The 17,528-nt window shown below is 53.6% G+C and carries 17 protein-coding genes and 1 other annotated feature; of the genes, 9 read left to right on the top strand and 8 right to left on the bottom strand.

Features of this window, described 5'->3' with window-relative positions; genetic code table 11:
• Positions 1–64 precede the first annotated feature (64 nt).
• From ABLU88_RS02700 to ABLU88_RS02690, 3 genes are all read right to left on the bottom strand, one after another.
• Positions 65–1,423: an APC family permease gene (locus tag ABLU88_RS02700; RefSeq protein WP_004103635.1), complete on the bottom strand. Its 1,359-nt coding sequence runs from the start codon at positions 1,421–1,423 to the stop codon at positions 65–67.
• Between the two features lie 287 nt (positions 1,424–1,710).
• Complete coding sequence (locus tag ABLU88_RS02695; RefSeq protein WP_032750502.1) at positions 1,711–2,601, bottom strand: LysR substrate-binding domain-containing protein; 891 nt, start codon at positions 2,599–2,601, stop codon at positions 1,711–1,713.
• A gap of 38 nt (positions 2,602–2,639) precedes the next feature.
• Positions 2,640–3,464 carry an SDR family oxidoreductase gene (locus ABLU88_RS02690; RefSeq protein ID WP_004852412.1) on the bottom strand — a complete coding sequence of 275 codons (825 nt, stop codon included), beginning with the start codon at positions 3,462–3,464 and terminating at the stop codon, positions 2,640–2,642.
• Between the two features lie 175 nt (positions 3,465–3,639).
• Between ABLU88_RS02690 and hisL the strand changes: the two genes are divergently transcribed.
• The 9 genes from hisL (at position 3,640) to hisIE (ending at position 10,879) form a co-directional block, all read left to right on the top strand.
• On the top strand, positions 3,640–3,690 hold the full coding sequence (gene hisL, locus ABLU88_RS02685; protein WP_009654477.1) for a his operon leader peptide: 51 nt from the start codon (positions 3,640–3,642) through the stop codon (positions 3,688–3,690).
• Positions 3,666–3,788, top strand: a sequence feature (His leader region). It overlaps the preceding gene by 25 nt.
• Positions 3,789–3,835: 47 nt before the next feature.
• Positions 3,836–4,735, top strand: a complete 900-nt coding sequence (gene hisG / locus ABLU88_RS02680) for an ATP phosphoribosyltransferase (protein WP_032693852.1) — start codon at positions 3,836–3,838, stop codon at positions 4,733–4,735.
• Between the two features lie 39 nt (positions 4,736–4,774).
• Positions 4,775–6,079: a histidinol dehydrogenase gene (hisD, locus tag ABLU88_RS02675; RefSeq protein WP_032719822.1), complete on the top strand. Its 1,305-nt coding sequence runs from the start codon at positions 4,775–4,777 to the stop codon at positions 6,077–6,079.
• Complete coding sequence (gene hisC, locus ABLU88_RS02670; protein WP_014230044.1) at positions 6,076–7,137, top strand: histidinol-phosphate transaminase; 1,062 nt, start codon at positions 6,076–6,078, stop codon at positions 7,135–7,137. Before hisD ends, hisC begins: the two co-directional genes overlap by 4 nt.
• Positions 7,134–8,201, top strand: a complete 1,068-nt coding sequence (gene hisB / locus ABLU88_RS02665; RefSeq protein ID WP_064404576.1) for a bifunctional histidinol-phosphatase/imidazoleglycerol-phosphate dehydratase HisB — start codon at positions 7,134–7,136, stop codon at positions 8,199–8,201. The genes hisC and hisB overlap by 4 nt, the downstream gene beginning before the upstream one ends.
• Positions 8,201–8,791, top strand: a complete 591-nt coding sequence (hisH, locus tag ABLU88_RS02660) for an imidazole glycerol phosphate synthase subunit HisH (protein WP_014230046.1) — start codon at positions 8,201–8,203, stop codon at positions 8,789–8,791. The genes hisB and hisH overlap by 1 nt, the downstream gene beginning before the upstream one ends.
• Complete coding sequence (gene hisA / locus ABLU88_RS02655; RefSeq protein WP_014230047.1) at positions 8,791–9,528, top strand: 1-(5-phosphoribosyl)-5-[(5-phosphoribosylamino)methylideneamino]imidazole-4-carboxamide isomerase; 738 nt, start codon at positions 8,791–8,793, stop codon at positions 9,526–9,528. The genes hisH and hisA overlap by 1 nt, the downstream gene beginning before the upstream one ends.
• A complete protein-coding gene (hisF, locus tag ABLU88_RS02650; protein WP_014230048.1) occupies positions 9,510–10,286 on the top strand; it encodes an imidazole glycerol phosphate synthase subunit HisF in 777 nt (258 codons plus the stop codon). Before hisA ends, hisF begins: the two co-directional genes overlap by 19 nt.
• A complete protein-coding gene (hisIE, locus tag ABLU88_RS02645; RefSeq protein WP_004122447.1) occupies positions 10,280–10,879 on the top strand; it encodes a bifunctional phosphoribosyl-AMP cyclohydrolase/phosphoribosyl-ATP diphosphatase HisIE in 600 nt (199 codons plus the stop codon). The genes hisF and hisIE overlap by 7 nt, the downstream gene beginning before the upstream one ends.
• Positions 10,880–10,962: 83 nt before the next feature.
• Here hisIE and ABLU88_RS02640 read toward each other — a convergent pair whose 3' ends face one another.
• The 5 genes from ABLU88_RS02640 to ABLU88_RS02620 form a co-directional block, all read right to left on the bottom strand.
• Entirely contained in the window at positions 10,963–12,282 is a 1,320-nt protein-coding gene (locus tag ABLU88_RS02640) for a glycosyltransferase family 2 protein (protein ID WP_116280327.1), read from the bottom strand.
• Positions 12,283–12,413: 131 nt separating this feature from the next.
• Positions 12,414–13,559 carry a glycosyltransferase family 4 protein gene (locus ABLU88_RS02635; protein WP_348836141.1) on the bottom strand — a complete coding sequence of 382 codons (1,146 nt, stop codon included), beginning with the start codon at positions 13,557–13,559 and terminating at the stop codon, positions 12,414–12,416.
• Positions 13,560–14,453, bottom strand: coding sequence for a glycosyltransferase (locus ABLU88_RS02630; RefSeq protein WP_185219993.1), 894 nt, complete (start codon positions 14,451–14,453; stop codon positions 13,560–13,562).
• Positions 14,450–15,604 carry a UDP-galactopyranose mutase gene (gene glf, locus ABLU88_RS02625; RefSeq protein WP_004852435.1) on the bottom strand — a complete coding sequence of 385 codons (1,155 nt, stop codon included), beginning with the start codon at positions 15,602–15,604 and terminating at the stop codon, positions 14,450–14,452. The genes ABLU88_RS02630 and glf overlap by 4 nt, the downstream gene beginning before the upstream one ends.
• A gap of 18 nt (positions 15,605–15,622) precedes the next feature.
• Positions 15,623–17,515, bottom strand: a complete 1,893-nt coding sequence (locus ABLU88_RS02620; protein ID WP_064357901.1) for a DUF4422 domain-containing protein — start codon at positions 17,513–17,515, stop codon at positions 15,623–15,625.
• Positions 17,516–17,528: the final 13 nt, after the last annotated feature.

Below are 17,528 nucleotides of genomic sequence, written 5' to 3'. Positions count from 1 at the left end.
TGCGGAACGCCAGAAACAAAAAAGCCGGAGGTCTCCCTCCGGCTTTTCACATCACCAAACGCGATCAGGCAACGTCTTCGTACTGCGGTACCGGGTTGCGGAAGCTTTTGGTCACGCAGGCCAGGTAGACCAGACCAATACCGCCCCAGATCAGGCCGAGAACCATGGAGCTCTCTTCCAGATTGATCCACAGTGCGCCAACGGTCAGCGCGCCGCACACCGGCAGAACCAGATAGTTGAAGTGGTCTTTCAGCGTTTTGTTGCGCTTTTCACGGATCCAGAACTGGGAGATCACCGACAGGTTAACGAAGGTGAACGCCACCAGCGCACCGAAGTTAATCAGCGCCGTCGCCGTGACGAGGTCGAATTTAATCGCCAGCAGCGCAATCGCGCCGACCAGCAGTACGTTCCACGCCGGAGTCCGCCATTTCGGATGCACGTAGCCGAAGAAGCGCGTCGGGAACACGCCGTCGCGGCCCATCACGTACATCAGACGGGAAACGCCCGCGTGCGCGGCCATGCCGGACGCCAGTACGGTGACGCTGGAGAAAATCAGTACGCCCCACTGGAAGGTTTTGCCCGCCACGTACAGCATGATTTCAGGCTGCGATGCGTCCGGATCCTTAAAGCGCGAGATATCCGGGAAGTACAGCTGCAGGAAGTAGGAAGCGCCGATAAAGATCAGGCCGCCAATCAGCGCGGTCAGGAAGATAGCCTTCGGGATCACGCGCTCTGCGTCTTTGGTCTCTTCAGACAGCGAAGAGATACCGTCGAAGCCGAGGAACGAGAAGCACAGGATGGTCGCGCCGGTAATCATCGGCACCACGTGCGCGCCTTCAGACCAGAACGGCCGGGTGCTGGTCAGCGTGCCCGCGCCTTCGCCGTGCATAACGCCGTAGATAATCAGGCCAACAATCACCGCCACGATGCCCATCTGCAGGATAACGATCAGGGTGTTGAAGTTCGCCACGGTCTTGATGCTGCGCAGGTTGGAGATGGTCATAAAGGCCACCAGCGCGACAACGAAGATCCACGATGGAATAGAAGGCACCAGCGCTTCAAAGTAAATTTTCGCCAGCAGAATGTTGATCATCGGCATGAACAGGTAGTCCAGCAGCGATGACCAGCCAACCATAAAGCCAACGGCCGGGCTAATGGATTTCTGCGCGTAGGTATAAGCGGAACCCGCCGACGGGAAACGGCGAACCAGTTTACCGTAGCTCAGCGCCGTGAAAAGAATGGCGATCAGCGCGAAGGCGTAAGCCGTCGCAACGTGACCATCAGTCAATCCAGAGACGATACCAAACGTATCGAACAGCGTCATCGGCTGCATATAGGCCAGGCCCATCATGACAACCGGAATCAACGTAAGCGTTTTACGTAATTCCACGCGAGAGGTTTTTGGAGTAGCGTTATGCGACATAGTTATCCCCTTTTACGGTGAACGCCAGCGCGTAAGCAAAAAATTGCCCCATTTCTTTGTATTCCTCAGCGACAACCACTGTCGGTTTTTAGTAAATATCTATCCGGTACGAAGCCCGGCCTCTTGGTATTGAATGATGTGTCTTTCAACCAAAAAAATAACCGACACTTTAAAAAAGCGTCGGCCAGTTTCTGATTTTCAGGACGCGTATTTTGCAACAACTACTGGCACGATGACAAGATGTTACAAGGCTTAATAATTACGGCGATTCTCTAACAGATTAATATTCATACGATTTTAGTATTATAGACCTGATGGATAGCACTATTTGCTAATATCTCCTTTCGCCACCACTCGCCCGCCTGGCCGCAAATATCTTCATTCCAGCCTATCCACGCGCGATTGACCGGTTCAGGCACCGTGGTTTTTAATATTTGTAGCTCGCCGCGGGCGATGAAAGGCTGTACCTGAAATAGCGGCAAATAGCCCCATCCCAGTCCGGCGCACAGCAGCGTCAGCCGGGCGGAAAGATCGAATACCGCCAGGCTATCCTGAGCGTCAATCTGCGGCCACGCGCCGTCGGCCACAATCGCCCGATGACGGCGCAACGTCCGCCAGCCCAGCGGGCCGGCAATCTGCGCAAGCGGATGCCGGGGCGCAACAACAAACGCCTGCGCCACCTCTCCCAGCAGAACAGAGCCGCAGCCGCTGAGCGCCGGCGGGTCGCCCAGCACGCCGAGCAGAAGATCCGCCCGCCCTTCCATCAGCATCTGCCAGTTTGCGCCCGGGATATCGCGGCGGAATTCAAGGCGGGTGGCGTGATGCTGGTGATAAAACGCCGCGATCGCGGGAGCCAACAGCGGGAACGGAAAGGTGGCGTCGACGTTGAGTATCAGCGCATTTTCCCAGCCCTGCTGCAGCCTGACGGCCTGCTTTTCCAGTTCGCGGGCGGTGTGCAGCACGTCGCGCCCCTTTTCCAGCAGCATCTGCCCGGTACGGGTAAAGCGCGCCCGGTGGCCGCTGCGGTCAAGCAGTTGAATATTGAGATCGCTTTCCAGCTTATGAATGGTGTAGCTCAGCGCCGACGGCGTTTTATAGAGCTTCGCCGAGGCGGCGGCAAAACTGCCCTCTTTGTCGAGGGCATCAAGAATGACGAGCACATCCAGCAGTGGTTTCATCGCTACCCCCTTACGGTACGCGATTCACCGCTGGCGCATTACTCCATCGGCATGACCAGCGGATCGGGGTATTGGTACTCAAACCCCAGTTCGTTGCAAATACGGCTGCCATCTACGATCTTACCGCTACCGTTCTCCGGGTTATCAGAGAATACGGGGACGGGAAGCCCAAGCTCGCGGGCCATCTGCGGATAAAAGACGCCGCGCGCGGGATGCTTAGGCGCACATATATTATAGATGCGCCCGCCTTTCGGAGCCTGCAGTAACAGTTCGATCGCGGCAATCACATCCTGAAGATGCACCAGATTGACGCCGTGCTGGCCGTCCGGCGCGGATTTTCCGGCAAAAAAGCGCCCCGGATGACGGGACGGCCCCACCAGCCCGGCGAGGCGCAGAATGTCCACCGAGGTGCCGGGAAGGTTATGCAGCCAGTCCTCCAGCTCTTTCAGCACCCGCCCGCTAGCGGTTTGCGGGTTGCGGGGCGAGTTCTCTTTCAGCGTGCCGCTGGCGTTGCCGTAAACCGACGTTGAGCTGGTGAATATGATACGCGGCACGTGATGCGCCAGCGCGGTATCGACGATCTCCTGTACCGCCTGAAGATAAAAGTCCTCTCCCGGTCCGGTTCGCCGCGCCGGTAAGGTAATGACCAGCGCGTCAACGTTCATTAAGGCATCCAGATCTTCGGTGTCGCAGACCAGCTGCGGCTCCAGACGCAGCGGATAGCCGTCGATGCCGCACATCCGCGCCGCCTCGACGCCATCCTGCGTGGTCTTACTGCCGGTCACCTGCCATCCCCGCGACATCAACGACAGCGCAAGCGGCATACCCAGCCATCCTAAACCTACAATTGCGACCTTTTTCATCCCCTTGCTCCTGAATTTTCGCTGTGCTGACTTAAGGCTACGCCAGCCGGCGGCAGCTGACAATTTCTAAGGTCAATATGAAATCAATTAATGATAGAAAAAAGCCCTTGCTTTATGCGAGTGAAGTGGTTTAGGTTAAAAGGCATCAAATGCATAGTCATTCACAGAGAATTTTATGAACAGCGTTCAATTTAAAAACCACCATCATCACCATCATCCTGACTAGTCTTTCAGGCGATGTGTGCTGGAAGACGTTTGGATCTTCCAGTGGTGCATGAACGCAAAGAGAGCCCCCGGAAGATTCACTTCCGGGGGCTTTTTTTTGGACCGAATTCGGACAGATTCAGACAGGGTTACAGAGGAAAATAAGAATGTTAGACAATAGCCGTTTACGCATAGCTATTCAGAAATCAGGGCGTTTAAGCGAAGATTCACGCGAATTACTCAGCCGCTGCGGCATCAAAGTGAATCTGCACACCCAGCGCCTGATCGCGCTGGCGGAAAATATGCCCATCGATATTCTGCGCGTGCGTGATGACGATATTCCGGGCCTTATCATGGACGGCGTGGTCGATTTGGGGATTATCGGCGAAAACGTGCTGGAGGAAGAGCTGCTGAGCCGCCGCGCTCAGGGCGAAGACCCGCGCTATTTCACCCTGCGCCGTCTCGACTTCGGCGGCTGCCGCCTGTCGCTGGCGACCCCGGCGGATGAACCCTGGGACGGCCCGGCGGCGCTTAACGGCAAACGCATCGCCACCTCCTACCCGCACCTGCTGAAGCGCTACCTTGACCAGAAAGGGATCTCGTTCAAATCCTGCCTGCTGAACGGCTCGGTTGAAGTGGCTCCGCGCGCCGGTCTGGCCGACGCGATTTGCGACCTGGTATCAACCGGCGCGACTCTCGAAGCGAACGGCCTGCGCGAAGTGGAAGTGATGTTCCGCTCCAAAGCCTGCCTGATCCAGCGCGACGGCGAGATGGCCGATAGCAAACAGCAGCTGATCGACCGCCTGCTGACCCGTATTCAGGGGGTGATTCAGGCCCGCGAATCAAAATACATCATGATGCACGCGCCGACCGAGCGCCTGGAAGAAGTGGTCGCCCTGCTGCCCGGCGCCGAGCGCCCGACCATTCTGCCGCTGGCCGGCGACAAGCAGCGCGTGGCGATGCACATGGTGAGCAGCGAAACCCTGTTCTGGGAAACCATGGAAAAACTGAAAGCGCTGGGCGCCAGCTCCATTCTGGTCCTGCCGATTGAGAAGATGATGGAGTAAACCGGCGGGTCGGTCACGGGATAAACAGGGGAAACAACCATGAGCTTCAACACAATTATCGACTGGAACGGCTGTAGCGCAGAACAACAGCAACAGCTCTTAACGCGCCCGGCCATTTCCGCCTCCGAGAGCATCAGCAAGACGGTGTCGGAGATCCTGAATAACGTTAAAGACAACGGCGATGCGGCCCTGCGCGAATACGGCGCGAAGTTCGATAAAACCGACGTCAAGGCGCTGAAGGTCAGCGATGAAGAGATTGCCGCCGCCGGCGCGCGCCTGAGCGACGAGCTCAAGCAGGCGATGGCCGTGGCGGTCAAAAATATCGAAACCTTCCACAACGCGCAGCGGCTGCAGGCCGTCGATGTGGAAACCCTGCCGGGCGTACGCTGCCAGCAGGTGACCCGCCCTATCGCCTCCGTCGGCTTATATATTCCCGGCGGCTCGGCGCCGCTGTTCTCCACGGTGCTGATGCTCGCCACGCCGGCGCGCATCGCGGGCTGCCAGCAGGTGGTGCTGTGCTCGCCGCCGCCGATTGCCGATGAAATCCTCTATGCCGCCCAGCTGTGCGGCGTGCGCAATATCTTTAACGTCGGCGGCGCGCAGGCGATTGCCGCCCTGGCGTTCGGCACCGAATCGGTAGCGAAGGTCGATAAAATCTTTGGCCCGGGCAACGCCTTCGTGACCGAAGCCAAGCGCCAGGTCAGCCAGCGTCTTGACGGCGCGGCTATCGATATGCCCGCCGGGCCGTCGGAAGTGCTGGTGATCGCCGACAGCGGCGCCACTCCGGATTTCGTCGCCTCTGACCTGCTTTCCCAGGCGGAGCACGGCCCGGATTCGCAGGTGATCCTGCTGACGCCGGATAGCGAGATGGCCACCCGCGTCGCGCAAGCCGTTGAGCGCCAGCTGGCCGCGCTGTCCCGTGCGGAAACGGCCCGCGGGGCGCTCTCCGCCAGCCGCATCATCGTGGCGCGCGATATCGCCCAGTGCGTGGAGATTTCCAACCAGTACGGTCCGGAGCACCTGATTATTCAGACCCGCAACGCCCGCGAACTGGTCGACGGCATTACCAGCGCCGGTTCGGTATTCCTCGGCGACTGGTCGCCGGAGTCCGCCGGCGATTACGCCTCCGGCACCAACCACGTGCTGCCGACCTACGGCTACACCGCCACCTGCTCCAGCCTCGGCCTGGCGGATTTTCAGAAACGCATGACCGTGCAGGAGCTGTCGCGCGACGGGTTTGCTGCCCTCGCCTCAACGATTGAGATTCTGGCCGCCGCCGAGCGTCTGGACGCCCACAAAAACGCCGTTACGCTGCGCGTCGCAGCCCTTAAGGAGCAAGCATGAGCATCGAAGATTTAGCCCGCGCCAACGTCCGCGCGCTGACGCCGTATCAATCTGCTCGCCGTCTGGGCGGTAAAGGCGACGTCTGGCTGAACGCCAACGAATTCCCGACCGCGGTCGCGTTTCAGCTGACCGAGCAGACGATGAACCGCTATCCGGAACCGCAGCCGAAAGCGGTCATTGAACGCTACGCGCAGTATGCGGGCGTCAAGCCGGAGCAGGTGTTGGTCAGCCGCGGCGCCGATGAAGGCATTGAACTGCTGATCCGCGCCTTCTGCGAGCCGGGCCAGGACGCGGTGCTCTACTGTCCGCCGACCTACGGCATGTACAGCGTCAGCGCCGAAACCATCGGCGTGACCTGCCGTACGGTGCCCACCCTCGCCGACTGGCAGCTGGATCTGCCGGGCATCGCGGCCAATCTTGACGGCGTGAAAGTGGTGTTCGTCTGCAGCCCGAATAACCCGACCGGGCAGATTATCAACCCGAAAGATTTTCGCACCCTGCTGGAGATGGCGCGCGGTAAAGCCATCGTGGTCGCGGATGAAGCCTATATTGAGTTCTGCCCGCAGGCCACGCTGGCAACCTGGCTCAACGAGTATCCGCACCTGGTGATTCTGCGTACCCTCTCCAAGGCCTTCGCCCTGGCCGGACTGCGCTGCGGCTTTACCCTCGCCAACGCCGAGGTGATTAACGTGCTGATGAAGGTTATCGCACCTTATCCGCTCTCGACGCCGGTCGCCGACATCGCCGCCCAGGCGCTCAGCGCGGAAGGCATTGCCGCCATGCGGGCGCGCGTGGCGCAGATCCTCGGCGAACGCGATTATCTGGTCAGCCAGCTGCGCAGCATTGCCTGCGTTGAAGAGGTGTTCGATTCCGAGAGCAACTACGTTCTGGCGCGGATCACCGCCTCCAGCGCGGTATTTAAATCTTTGTGGGATCAGGGCATTATCTTACGTGACCAGAATAAACAACCTTCATTAAGCGGCTGTTTGCGTATCACTATCGGTACCCGTGCAGAGAGCCAGCGCGTCATTGACGCTTTGACTGCGGAGAATGTATGACCCAGAAGTTTCTCTTTATTGACCGTGACGGTACGCTGATTTCCGAGCCACCGGTTGATTTTCAGGTAGACCGCTTCGATAAGCTGGCGTTCGAGCCGCAGGTGATCCCGGCCCTGCTGAAGCTGCAGCAGGAAGGGTACAGGCTGGTGATGATCACCAATCAGGACGGGCTGGGAACCGCCAGCCTGCCGCAGGACGAGTTCGACGGCCCGCACAACCTGATGATGCAGATATTCTCCTCGCAGGGCGTCAACTTTGACGAGGTGCTGATTTGTCCGCATCTCCCGGCGGATAACTGCGACTGCCGCAAGCCGAAAACCAAACTGGTGCTGCCGTGGCTGGAGCAAGGGCTGATGGACACCGCCAACAGCTACGTGATTGGCGACCGCGCGACCGATATCCAGCTGGCGGATAACATGGGCATTACCGGCCTGCGCTATGACCGCGAAAAGCTGGACTGGCCGACCATTTGCGAACAGCTAACCCGCCACGACCGCTACGCCCACGTTGAGCGCATCACCAAAGAGACCCAGGTGGATGTGAAAGTGTGGCTGGACCGCGAAGGCGGCAGCAAAATCTCCACCGGCGTCGGCTTCTTCGATCATATGCTTGACCAAATCGCCACCCACGGCGGCTTCCGCCTGGAGATTAACGTCGGCGGCGATCTTTATATCGACGATCACCACACCGTGGAAGATACCGGGCTCGCGCTGGGCGAAGCGCTGAAGCTGGCCCTCGGCGACAAGCGCGGTATCGGCCGTTTCGGCTTTGTGCTGCCGATGGACGAATGCCTGGCCCGCTGCGCGTTGGATATCTCCGGCCGTCCGCACCTCGAATACAAAGCAGACTTTACCTATCAGCGCGTTGGCGATCTGAGCACCGAGATGGTGGAACACTTCTTCCGCTCGCTCTCCTATACCATGGCGGTCACTCTGCACCTGAAAACCAAGGGCAAAAACGACCACCACCGCGTAGAGAGCCTGTTTAAGGCCTTCGGCCGCACGCTACGCCAGGCGATTCGCGTCCAGGGCGACACGCTGCCGTCTTCGAAAGGGGTACTCTGATGAACGTGGTGATCCTCGATACCGGCTGCGCCAACCTCAATTCGGTGAAATCCGCGGTGAGCCGCCACGGCTACGAGCCGCAGGTCAGCCGCGACCCGGATGTGGTGCTGCGCGCCGATAAACTGTTTCTGCCGGGGGTGGGCACGGCTCAGGCGGCGATGGACCAGCTGCGCGAGCGCGATTTAATCGAGCTGATTAAAGCCTGTACCCAGCCGGTGCTGGGCATTTGCCTCGGCATGCAGCTGCTGGGAAAACGCAGCGAGGAGAATAACGGCGTTGACCTGCTGGGCATTATCGACCAGGACGTGCCGAAAATGACCGACCACGGCCTGCCGCTACCGCATATGGGCTGGAACCGGGTATACGCCAAAGCCGGCGATCGTCTGTTTCGCGGCATTGAAGACGGGGCGTATTTTTACTTCGTCCACAGCTACGCGATGCCGGTCAACGTCAATACCATCGCCCAGTGCAGCTACGGCGAGGCCTTCACCGCGGCGGTGCAGAAAGATAACTTCTTTGGCGTCCAGTTCCACCCTGAACGCTCCGGCAGCGCCGGGGCGCAGCTGCTGAAAAACTTCCTGGAGATGTGATGATCATTCCTGCTTTAGATTTAATTGACGGCACGGTCGTCCGCCTCCATCAGGGCGATTACGGTCAGCAGCGCGACTACGGTAACGACCCGCTGCCGCGCCTGCAATCCTATGCCGCTCAGGGGGCCGAAGTGCTGCACCTGGTCGACCTGACTGGGGCGAAAGATCCGGCGAAGCGCCAGATCCCGCTGCTGAAAACCCTGGTTGCCGGCGTGAACGTGCCGGTGCAGGTTGGCGGCGGCGTGCGGACGGAAGAAGACGTGGCCGCCCTGCTTGATGCAGGCGTGGCGCGCGTGGTGGTGGGTTCGACGGCGGTGAAGTCGCCGGAAGTGGTGAAAGGCTGGTTTACGCGTTTTGGCCCGCAGCATCTGGTGCTGGCGCTTGACGTGCGGATCGACGCGGAAGGCAACAAGCAGGTGGCGGTCAGCGGCTGGCAGGAGAACTCCGGCGTAACCCTGGAGGAGCTGGTGGAGAGCTATCAGTCCGTCGGCCTGCAGCATGTGCTGTGCACCGATATTTCCCGCGACGGGACGCTGGCCGGGTCTAACGTCTCGCTGTATGAAGAAGTCTGCGCCCGCTATCCGCAGGTCGCATTTCAGTCTTCCGGCGGCATTGGCGATCTGCATGATATCGCCGCACTGCGCGGAACCGGAGTGCGCGGGGTGATTGTCGGCCGGGCGCTGCTGGAAGGTAAATTTAACGTAACGGAGGCCATTCAATGCTGGCAAAACGGATAATCCCCTGTCTCGACGTTCGCGACGGCCAGGTAGTGAAAGGCGTGCAGTTCCGTAATCACGAAATCATCGGTGATATCGTCCCGCTGGCAAAACGCTATGCCGACGAAGGCGCGGATGAGCTGGTGTTCTACGATATCACCGCCTCCAGCGACGGCCGCGTGGTGGACAAAAGCTGGGTGTCGCGGGTCGCGGAAGTGATCGACATTCCGTTCTGCGTCGCCGGCGGCATTAAGTCGCTGGACGATGCGGCGCAAATTCTCTCCTTCGGCGCGGATAAAATCTCCATCAACTCCCCTGCCCTGGCGGATCCGACGCTGATTACCCGTCTGGCCGACCGTTTCGGCGTGCAGTGTATTGTGGTGGGCATCGATACCTGGTTTGACGCCGCGAGCGGTAAGTATCACGTCAACCAGTATACCGGCGATGAGAGCCGGACGCGGGTGACGCAGTGGGAAACCCTGGACTGGGTGCAGGAAGTGCAAAAGCGCGGGGCCGGCGAAATCGTCCTCAATATGATGAACCAGGACGGCGTGCGTAACGGCTACGATCTGGCGCAGTTAAGCAAGGTCCGCGCCGTGTGCCACGTGCCGCTGATTGCATCCGGCGGCGCGGGCACCATGGAGCACTTCCTGGAAGCCTTCCGCGACGCTAACGTCGACGGCGCGCTGGCCGCCTCGGTGTTCCACAAGCAAATTATTAATATTGGTGAACTGAAAACGTACCTGGCAGCACAGGGCGTGGAGATTAGGGTATGTTAAGTGAACAGCTGGATTGGCAAAAAACCGACGGTCTGATGCCGGTCATCGTGCAGCACGCCGTTTCTGGTGAAGTGCTGATGCTGGGCTATATGAATCAGGATGCGCTGGCGAAAACCGAAGAGACCGGCAAGGTGACCTTTTATTCGCGGACCAAACAGCGTCTGTGGACCAAGGGGGAAACGTCGGGCAATTTCCTCAACGTGGTGAGCATCACCCCGGATTGCGATAACGATACCCTGCTGGCGCTGGTTAATCCGATTGGCCCAACCTGCCATAAAGGCACCTCAAGCTGCTTTGGCGAAACCGGCCATCAGTGGCTGTTCTTATATCAGCTGGAGCAGCTGCTGGCGGAACGCAAACACGCCGATCCGGAAAGCTCCTATACCGCGAAGCTGTACGCCAGCGGCACCAAACGTATTGCGCAGAAAGTGGGGGAAGAAGGCGTGGAGACCGCGCTGGCCGCGACGGTGCATGACCAGTTCGAACTGAAGAATGAAGCGTCGGATTTGATGTATCACCTGCTGGTGCTGCTGCAGGATCAGGGGCTGAATTTAACGGATGTGGTGGAAAACCTGCGGAGCAGGCATAAGTAAGTGATCAAAGGGAGGCGGCATGACGCCTCCCTTGCAATATCAACATCGCCAGCGCGCTGGTTGATATCACCGGTTTATCATCGTCATGACTTTTTTCGGGCGGTTATTTCTTTAACTAGCCTCAATGGTTTCGTCATTTTCCATGACAAAGATGAAACCAAATCTGTATAGCGCTGAGTCAGCTCATGGTACGCATTTTCAATGCTGAGCAATTTCTGTTGTTGAGTTTGATATTCTTCTTCTAAACGCGTATTCCGCTGTTCAAGCTCGTGGATAATGGTGGTTTTATCGCTAACCTGCGCCTTCAGAACATCAATTTCACTTCGCTGAGATACCGTCGACTGTTTAAGAGAAGTCATTTCTTCCTGCAGCGTTGAGTTCATCATTTGTGAATGTTCAAGCTCGCGTAACGCTCTGTCTTTCAGAGAAAAAATATACTCTTCCGCTGACTGATTAACGATCCGGCCATACGCAGCTTTGATAAAGTCATCATAAAAGTCATCACGATCGATTTCTAAAGATAAGATGAACGACTTTACTTCATTAAACAACGGGTTAAACGTACCGCCAGAAATCGTATTGAGATGCCACTCAAGAAAAACAACGGCGTAATTATTAAAATCACGACTTCTGGACGCCAGTAAATCACGATCTTGCATAAACAAACGTAGCGAAGTTAATGCCTGCAGCGCGCAGTGCCACGAATTTTCTCTGGTGGAGGAAAGCGACTCAGCGCGGTGGATAGTATGAGAGATTAAGATCTCATCAACCAGAGAGATGCGATTTGCTAACAGCATGAAACAACTCACAAAGTACAGGTCGTTTGTGGTTCTCAGCGGTTGAAACTCCAGGCCCATTGCCAGGATAGCCTCGCGTCTGAAGAGCTTATCCCATGGCCACCATATAAAGGCTCTGAAAAAATCGTCAGCAATTTCCCGTGAAGAGAAGACCTCTTTTTCAGGCAGTAAATCCTCACGCGCCGACAAAGGCATGGGAGAACGGGTATTGGTTTGCAGATCGATTGACTGGCACCGGCAGATAACAACATCCGTTTGCAGGGCCGTAGCCCGGTCGGACATTCTCTTTAACATCTCTTTATCGGCGTAATCGTCATCGTCGAGGAAAATGATGTATTCGCCGGTCGCTACACGTAGGCCAATATTTCGCGATTCGCCGCCACCAACGTTGCTCGGGTTGGTGATAACCCGGACTCGCGAATCTTCACTGGCTATTTTAGTGACAATATCCAGAGTATTATCCGTTGAGCTATCGTTAACAAGGATAATCTCAATCTCTTTTAAAGACTGGGCTAACACCGTAGTAAGCGTCTCAGCAATATACTCCGCGGCGTTATGGACAGGGATAATAACGGATACAATAACGTTACTTGATTCATCAGACATTCAATCACCTTCAAAATAAGTGGCACGCAATCATTAAACTCATCATGCGTTTGCTGAGCAGTTACATAGCTTAAAATGCAACCGCTTCGGAGGTGTTTGATTTACATGAAGCTGTAATCTCTTGCGTTACATCATCCCTGAACCACATCATGATAAGTCTTTAAGGTCTTGCTAATGATCATACCGCTAGAAAACTTATCCTGAACGCGTTGCCGTCCTTTAATACCCATCTCTACTCGTGCTTTGGGATTGGCTAACAAGAATTCAAGCTTATCGGCCAGCTCCTGCGGAGAGTTACTTTTCACGATAATGCCGTTATCGTTATTAATGATCAGGCTATCGCAGCCGCCAACATCGTAGGCAATGCAGGCCCGGCCAACCGAGGAAGCCTCAAGCAGAATACGCGGCACGCCTTCGGAATAGATCGAAGGTAATGCCACAATGTTCGACTCCTCGATCAAGTCGCAGACGTTAGAGCTGTGACCCAACCAGTTAATCAGGCCTTCTTTATGCCATTGCTGGATCACCGCAAGGGATATAGCATCCTTATCGTTTTCAACGAGTATCCCGGCGACGTTTAGCGTAAAATGAATATTTCTTGCTTCGAGGATTTTCTTGGCTTCAATTAAATCCCCGAGCCCTTTACTCCAGAGCATTCTGCTGGCAAACAGCACAACCGGAACGTCACGCTCCTGCTCCAGAGAATATTTATAGATCTCCGGATTGATACCCGCGCCATCGATGACAATAGTCTGCTGATAGTCAATCCCGACAAAACCCGCCAGTTTTTTACGATCTTTATCGTGCTCAAACATAAATATACTGCGCTTATTACTGGCAATATATTTGTAGGCCATGATGGTGATATTGCGCAATAGCTTAAGCAAACCCGTATCACCTGAAAATACACGACCCAGACCAACAAAACTCACGATGATGGGACGGTTGTTTGTCCTGGACAGGAGCCCACCGATCAGACAGGGTTTAATAGTGATACAGTGTAAAAGGTCGGGATTAATTTCTTTAATGAGCTTTCGGGAGGCAAAAAAGGCCCGAAAGAAAGTTAATGCATTAAATGATTGAGCATCAAGTGGGACATTATGACACTTAAAACCGAATGTTTTAAATTTATTCAGCACTTTACCGTCGACAAAATGACTGATGATGTGAATCTCATAACCAGCATCTCGGGCGGCGATCGCACGATCAATCCAGTGCAAATCAAAATACCAATCCGAGTTTATGAAATAACACAGTTTTTTCATTGCTATATCCACTTAATGATTCTTACCGCTGATTCCTTTTACACCATGGATAATTCCACGACGCAAGTATTTAAAATATAACAATTTATTGCGTTGCCATGGCAATATTGATACATATTTAATCAACCGTAAAAGGATTGAGAGACGGCTAAAAATGGCAACTCGCGGAAAAATTCTCTTCGCCAAAATAAGATTTCGACAAAGATAATAAACCTTCCATTCGGGAACAATACATTTCCCCTGGATACTCACATCGTGGGTAAAGATGACCTCGGGAGAATAGCGAATAGCTTCGCCATCTAATGTCAGCTGATAGCCAAAATAGAGATCGTCAAAATATAAAAATAATTCGTCGTGAATACTGTGGAGACGCTTTTGTAGCACATCTCGCTGAATAATCATACCGACAAAGGAAACCGTCTGTACCGCACACGCCCGGGAAACCGACGGAAGAAACTCCGCAGGATTTCTGATGTAGCGTAATGTGTCCATAAACGACGACGGAACTTTGGCAAAAGGCATGTTCATCGGACAGGGTTGCCCCTGAAGATCCTTGACCAAAGCGGTGAACACCCGACAGTTAGCCTTTTCTAGCTGGGCAAATTTTTCCAGCGCATCGCTCTCGGGCCAGGCATCATCATCGTAAAAGAAAACCCAGTCGCTATCGACGTTGTCGCATAAATATTGACTCCCGGCCTTAAAGCCACCCGCGCCACCGCTGTTGGATGGCAGATTAAGAACAATCACTCGCGGGTCGCTAAGGGTGGCTAACCAGGCCTGGGTTCCATCCGTGGACCCGTTATTGACAACAATAATCGCGGTAAAATTTAATTTCACCGTGTTGGCAATAGTCAGCTTTAACTTCTCTAAACGATTATACGTGACTATTAATGCGGAGCAATTCATCGCACAGAAACCGTAAATACTGGCATAGACTCATTACTGCTAAGGGAGGACAAGTACTTATCGGCTGTATTTAATGCTTCAGCGATAGTGACATCCATATCCAGATATCGATAGGTTCCAAGGCGGCCAACAAACGTCATATTCTTTTCATTTTCCGCGAGGGACAAATATTTATCGAGTAAAGCCATCTCTCCCATCTGACGAATCGGATAATAAGGGATATCCTTTTCACCACATTCGCGGCTGTATTCCTTGTAACAGACCGATCCCTCATGGGATTCCCAGGGCGAAAAGTACTTATGTTCAGTGATACGGGTATAAGGAACATCCAGCGAGCAGTAATTCATTACCGCGCAGCCCTGATAATCGCCCTGCCAGGTGAATTTTTCAAAATCCAGAGTACGATAGCCCAGTCGACCATATTGATAGGAATAAAAAGCATCCAGCGGCCCGCTATAGAACACGTGATCGTACTGTTCTCTCTCTTCAGCGTTAAACGATTGCTGAAGTTCGATGGTAATATTTTCATGATTGGCGATTGACTCAATCATTTTCGTATAACCCAGTTTCGGCATGCCCTGAAATCTGTGGTTAAAGTAATTATCATCGTAGTTAAAACGAACCGGCAGACGCTTAAGAATCGACGCCGGAAGCTGCGAGGGCTCCATCCCCCACTGCTTGATGGTATAGCCCTTGAAGAACGCCTCATAGAGCTCTTTGCCGATAAAACGCAGAGCCTGTTCTTCAAAGGTCTTCGGTTCCAGGATCGAACTGTCCCCTTTTTCGGCAATCAGCGCCCGGGCCTCATCTGGCGAACAGGTCTTCGCAAAAAACTGGTTGATGGTATGCAGGTTGATCGGCAGAGAGAACACCTGGCCATTAACCGTTGCTTTGACACGGTTCACATACGGCATCATTTCAGCGTGCTGAGTCACATAGTTCCACACTGTTTCATTATCGGTGTGAAAGATATGCGGGCCATAAACGTGAACCATAACGTCAGTTTGCGGATCGCGCGCATCATAGGAGTTACCGCCTATGTGGTCACGCTGGTCAATAATTCTGATGTGATGACCTTGTTCAGCGAGCTGGCGTGCGATAACCACACCGGAAAAACCCGCTCCGACGATGAGAATATTTTTACTGTTCATAATATAACTCCAGCAGCCTTAACCAAGAATTGAGCGTCTAACTTTATAGTAGTATTTTGTTATCGTGTTTCGCCTCGGTGAACCGACAGGAGCATATTTATTAAGGAAAGGCATCAACGCTTTTTTGATCTTAGTCTGAAGCAGAACTGGCGTTTGCCCTGCAGTTTGCGCAGGACTTGATGAATTTACCGGAGATAACTGACGGAAATAGGTCTCTTTTTCCCATGGCGTATTGATGACGTTTTCCAGGAAATCGTCATAAAAGTCAACCTTGTCCGTATTCCACGGTTTATTCTCCCCGGCATAGTGAATCATATTCGGGTTCTTTCTGGCTTTTAAAAAGCGCATATATGTTGCGAACTGGAGATTGGGGAAAAAGTCATCCGTATTGCCATTACCGTGATAGACATTCCACTCCAGCGGTAAAAACTCAACCCGGCCATAGAAGACTTTGTTCATGATGTCCTGGTCGAGGAACCAGTACTTCTTCTCTTTGAGCGTCTTAATCAGCGCTGAGAAGGTATCTTCCTGCACCATCTGGGCAACGTTAAAAACGATAATTCCCGCCTGGAAATACTCATCCGGATTGGTCATTTTAAGCGTTTTTTGCAGATACTCGCCGGCGGGCATCACGCCATCTGCCGACTCCGACATCGCACCAAACTTGACGAAGCCTTCCATCACGATATCTTTAACGGCGGCAACAAGGTTTGTGCCGAGGTCGACATTAAGCAAAGTCGCAAGATCGGCCTTCACCACAGTATCGGAATCGATAAAAATGACCTTCTCATATTCACGGAAAAGCTGCGGAATAAACAAGCGAGCATAGGTTGATGCGCTAAAGTGCGCGCGGGTATGTACGCCATTCAATTCAGTAAAGGCATTCACATCAAAAAATCGAAGTGAAAAGTTTGTATGGGCCGAGACCAGTTTTAGTAAGCGCTGCTTGTTAAGGTTACTCACCTTATTTTCCAGCACAACAATATCATAATGGGTGTTTTTATCAGAATGACGAACAATGGAGTTGATTAAGGCTCCACCGCTGATGGCATAGTTGTCATCAAAACTGATGACTATCGGCGCAGCGTGAGGAAAAACCGGTTCCAGCTTGCCGTTGAATGTCTCATTCGTCACGAAAGTGCGCTGAAGTTCTTTAACTTTCAGGGCCCGGTCTTGCTGCTGCTTAATAATATAAATGTTAAAAAGACGCTCAGCAATATGTCCAATAACACGCTTTTCTTGCGCGTTATAATTATTCATAGAGATGCGGCTTTCAAGATTAGCCAAAATCGCGAAGAGCCATTCTGAATAATCCACGAACATATCTTTGTGCATCACAAACATGTTCGTGTAATAGCCATCTGTGGCATTGTTAAACTGCTGAATAGCCGCTTTATAGTCCGGATAAAGCTCTTCGACAACCTCCAGGGCAGCCAGATAGTCCTTTATATGTAAAAACTCACCTTTCTCATAATGATCGAGGTTATTTTTACTGCCGGCAGAGGTCACAGACCACTTCTTTGGTAACAGCAGGTCAAACCCTGAAATACAATCCTGGATTGCCGTGTCGGTTAAACCAAACTGCTTTTCATACTCTGCATCAATAACGGGTGAATTAACGACGCCCCAATTATCTTCGGGAAAGCTCTGCTCTGAGGAAAAGTTCAGATGTCGGCGATAATGCATAAAGCCGACATAATCAGAAAGAGATTCATTTTTCCAAACCCAATAATGTGCTGTTAACTCACAGTAAAAAGGGTTTTTAAACGAAATATTATCACCTGTATCATCGCCAATACAGCCGATATCATTATAGGAGTTGGCTTTACCTACATGCAATGGTTTGATAATCGATGCATTAAGGAATGCGCTCGGCTTATGATGACAGGTATAGATCTTAATACTATTCATTTAATTACCAGAT

The organism is Klebsiella sp. GW_Kp182, from assembly GCF_040062275.1.
GTDB classification, from domain to species: Bacteria; Pseudomonadota; Gammaproteobacteria; order Enterobacterales; family Enterobacteriaceae; genus Klebsiella; species Klebsiella michiganensis.
Note: the sequence above shows the minus strand (reverse complement) of the source record. Positions and strands in the feature narration are given on the sequence as shown.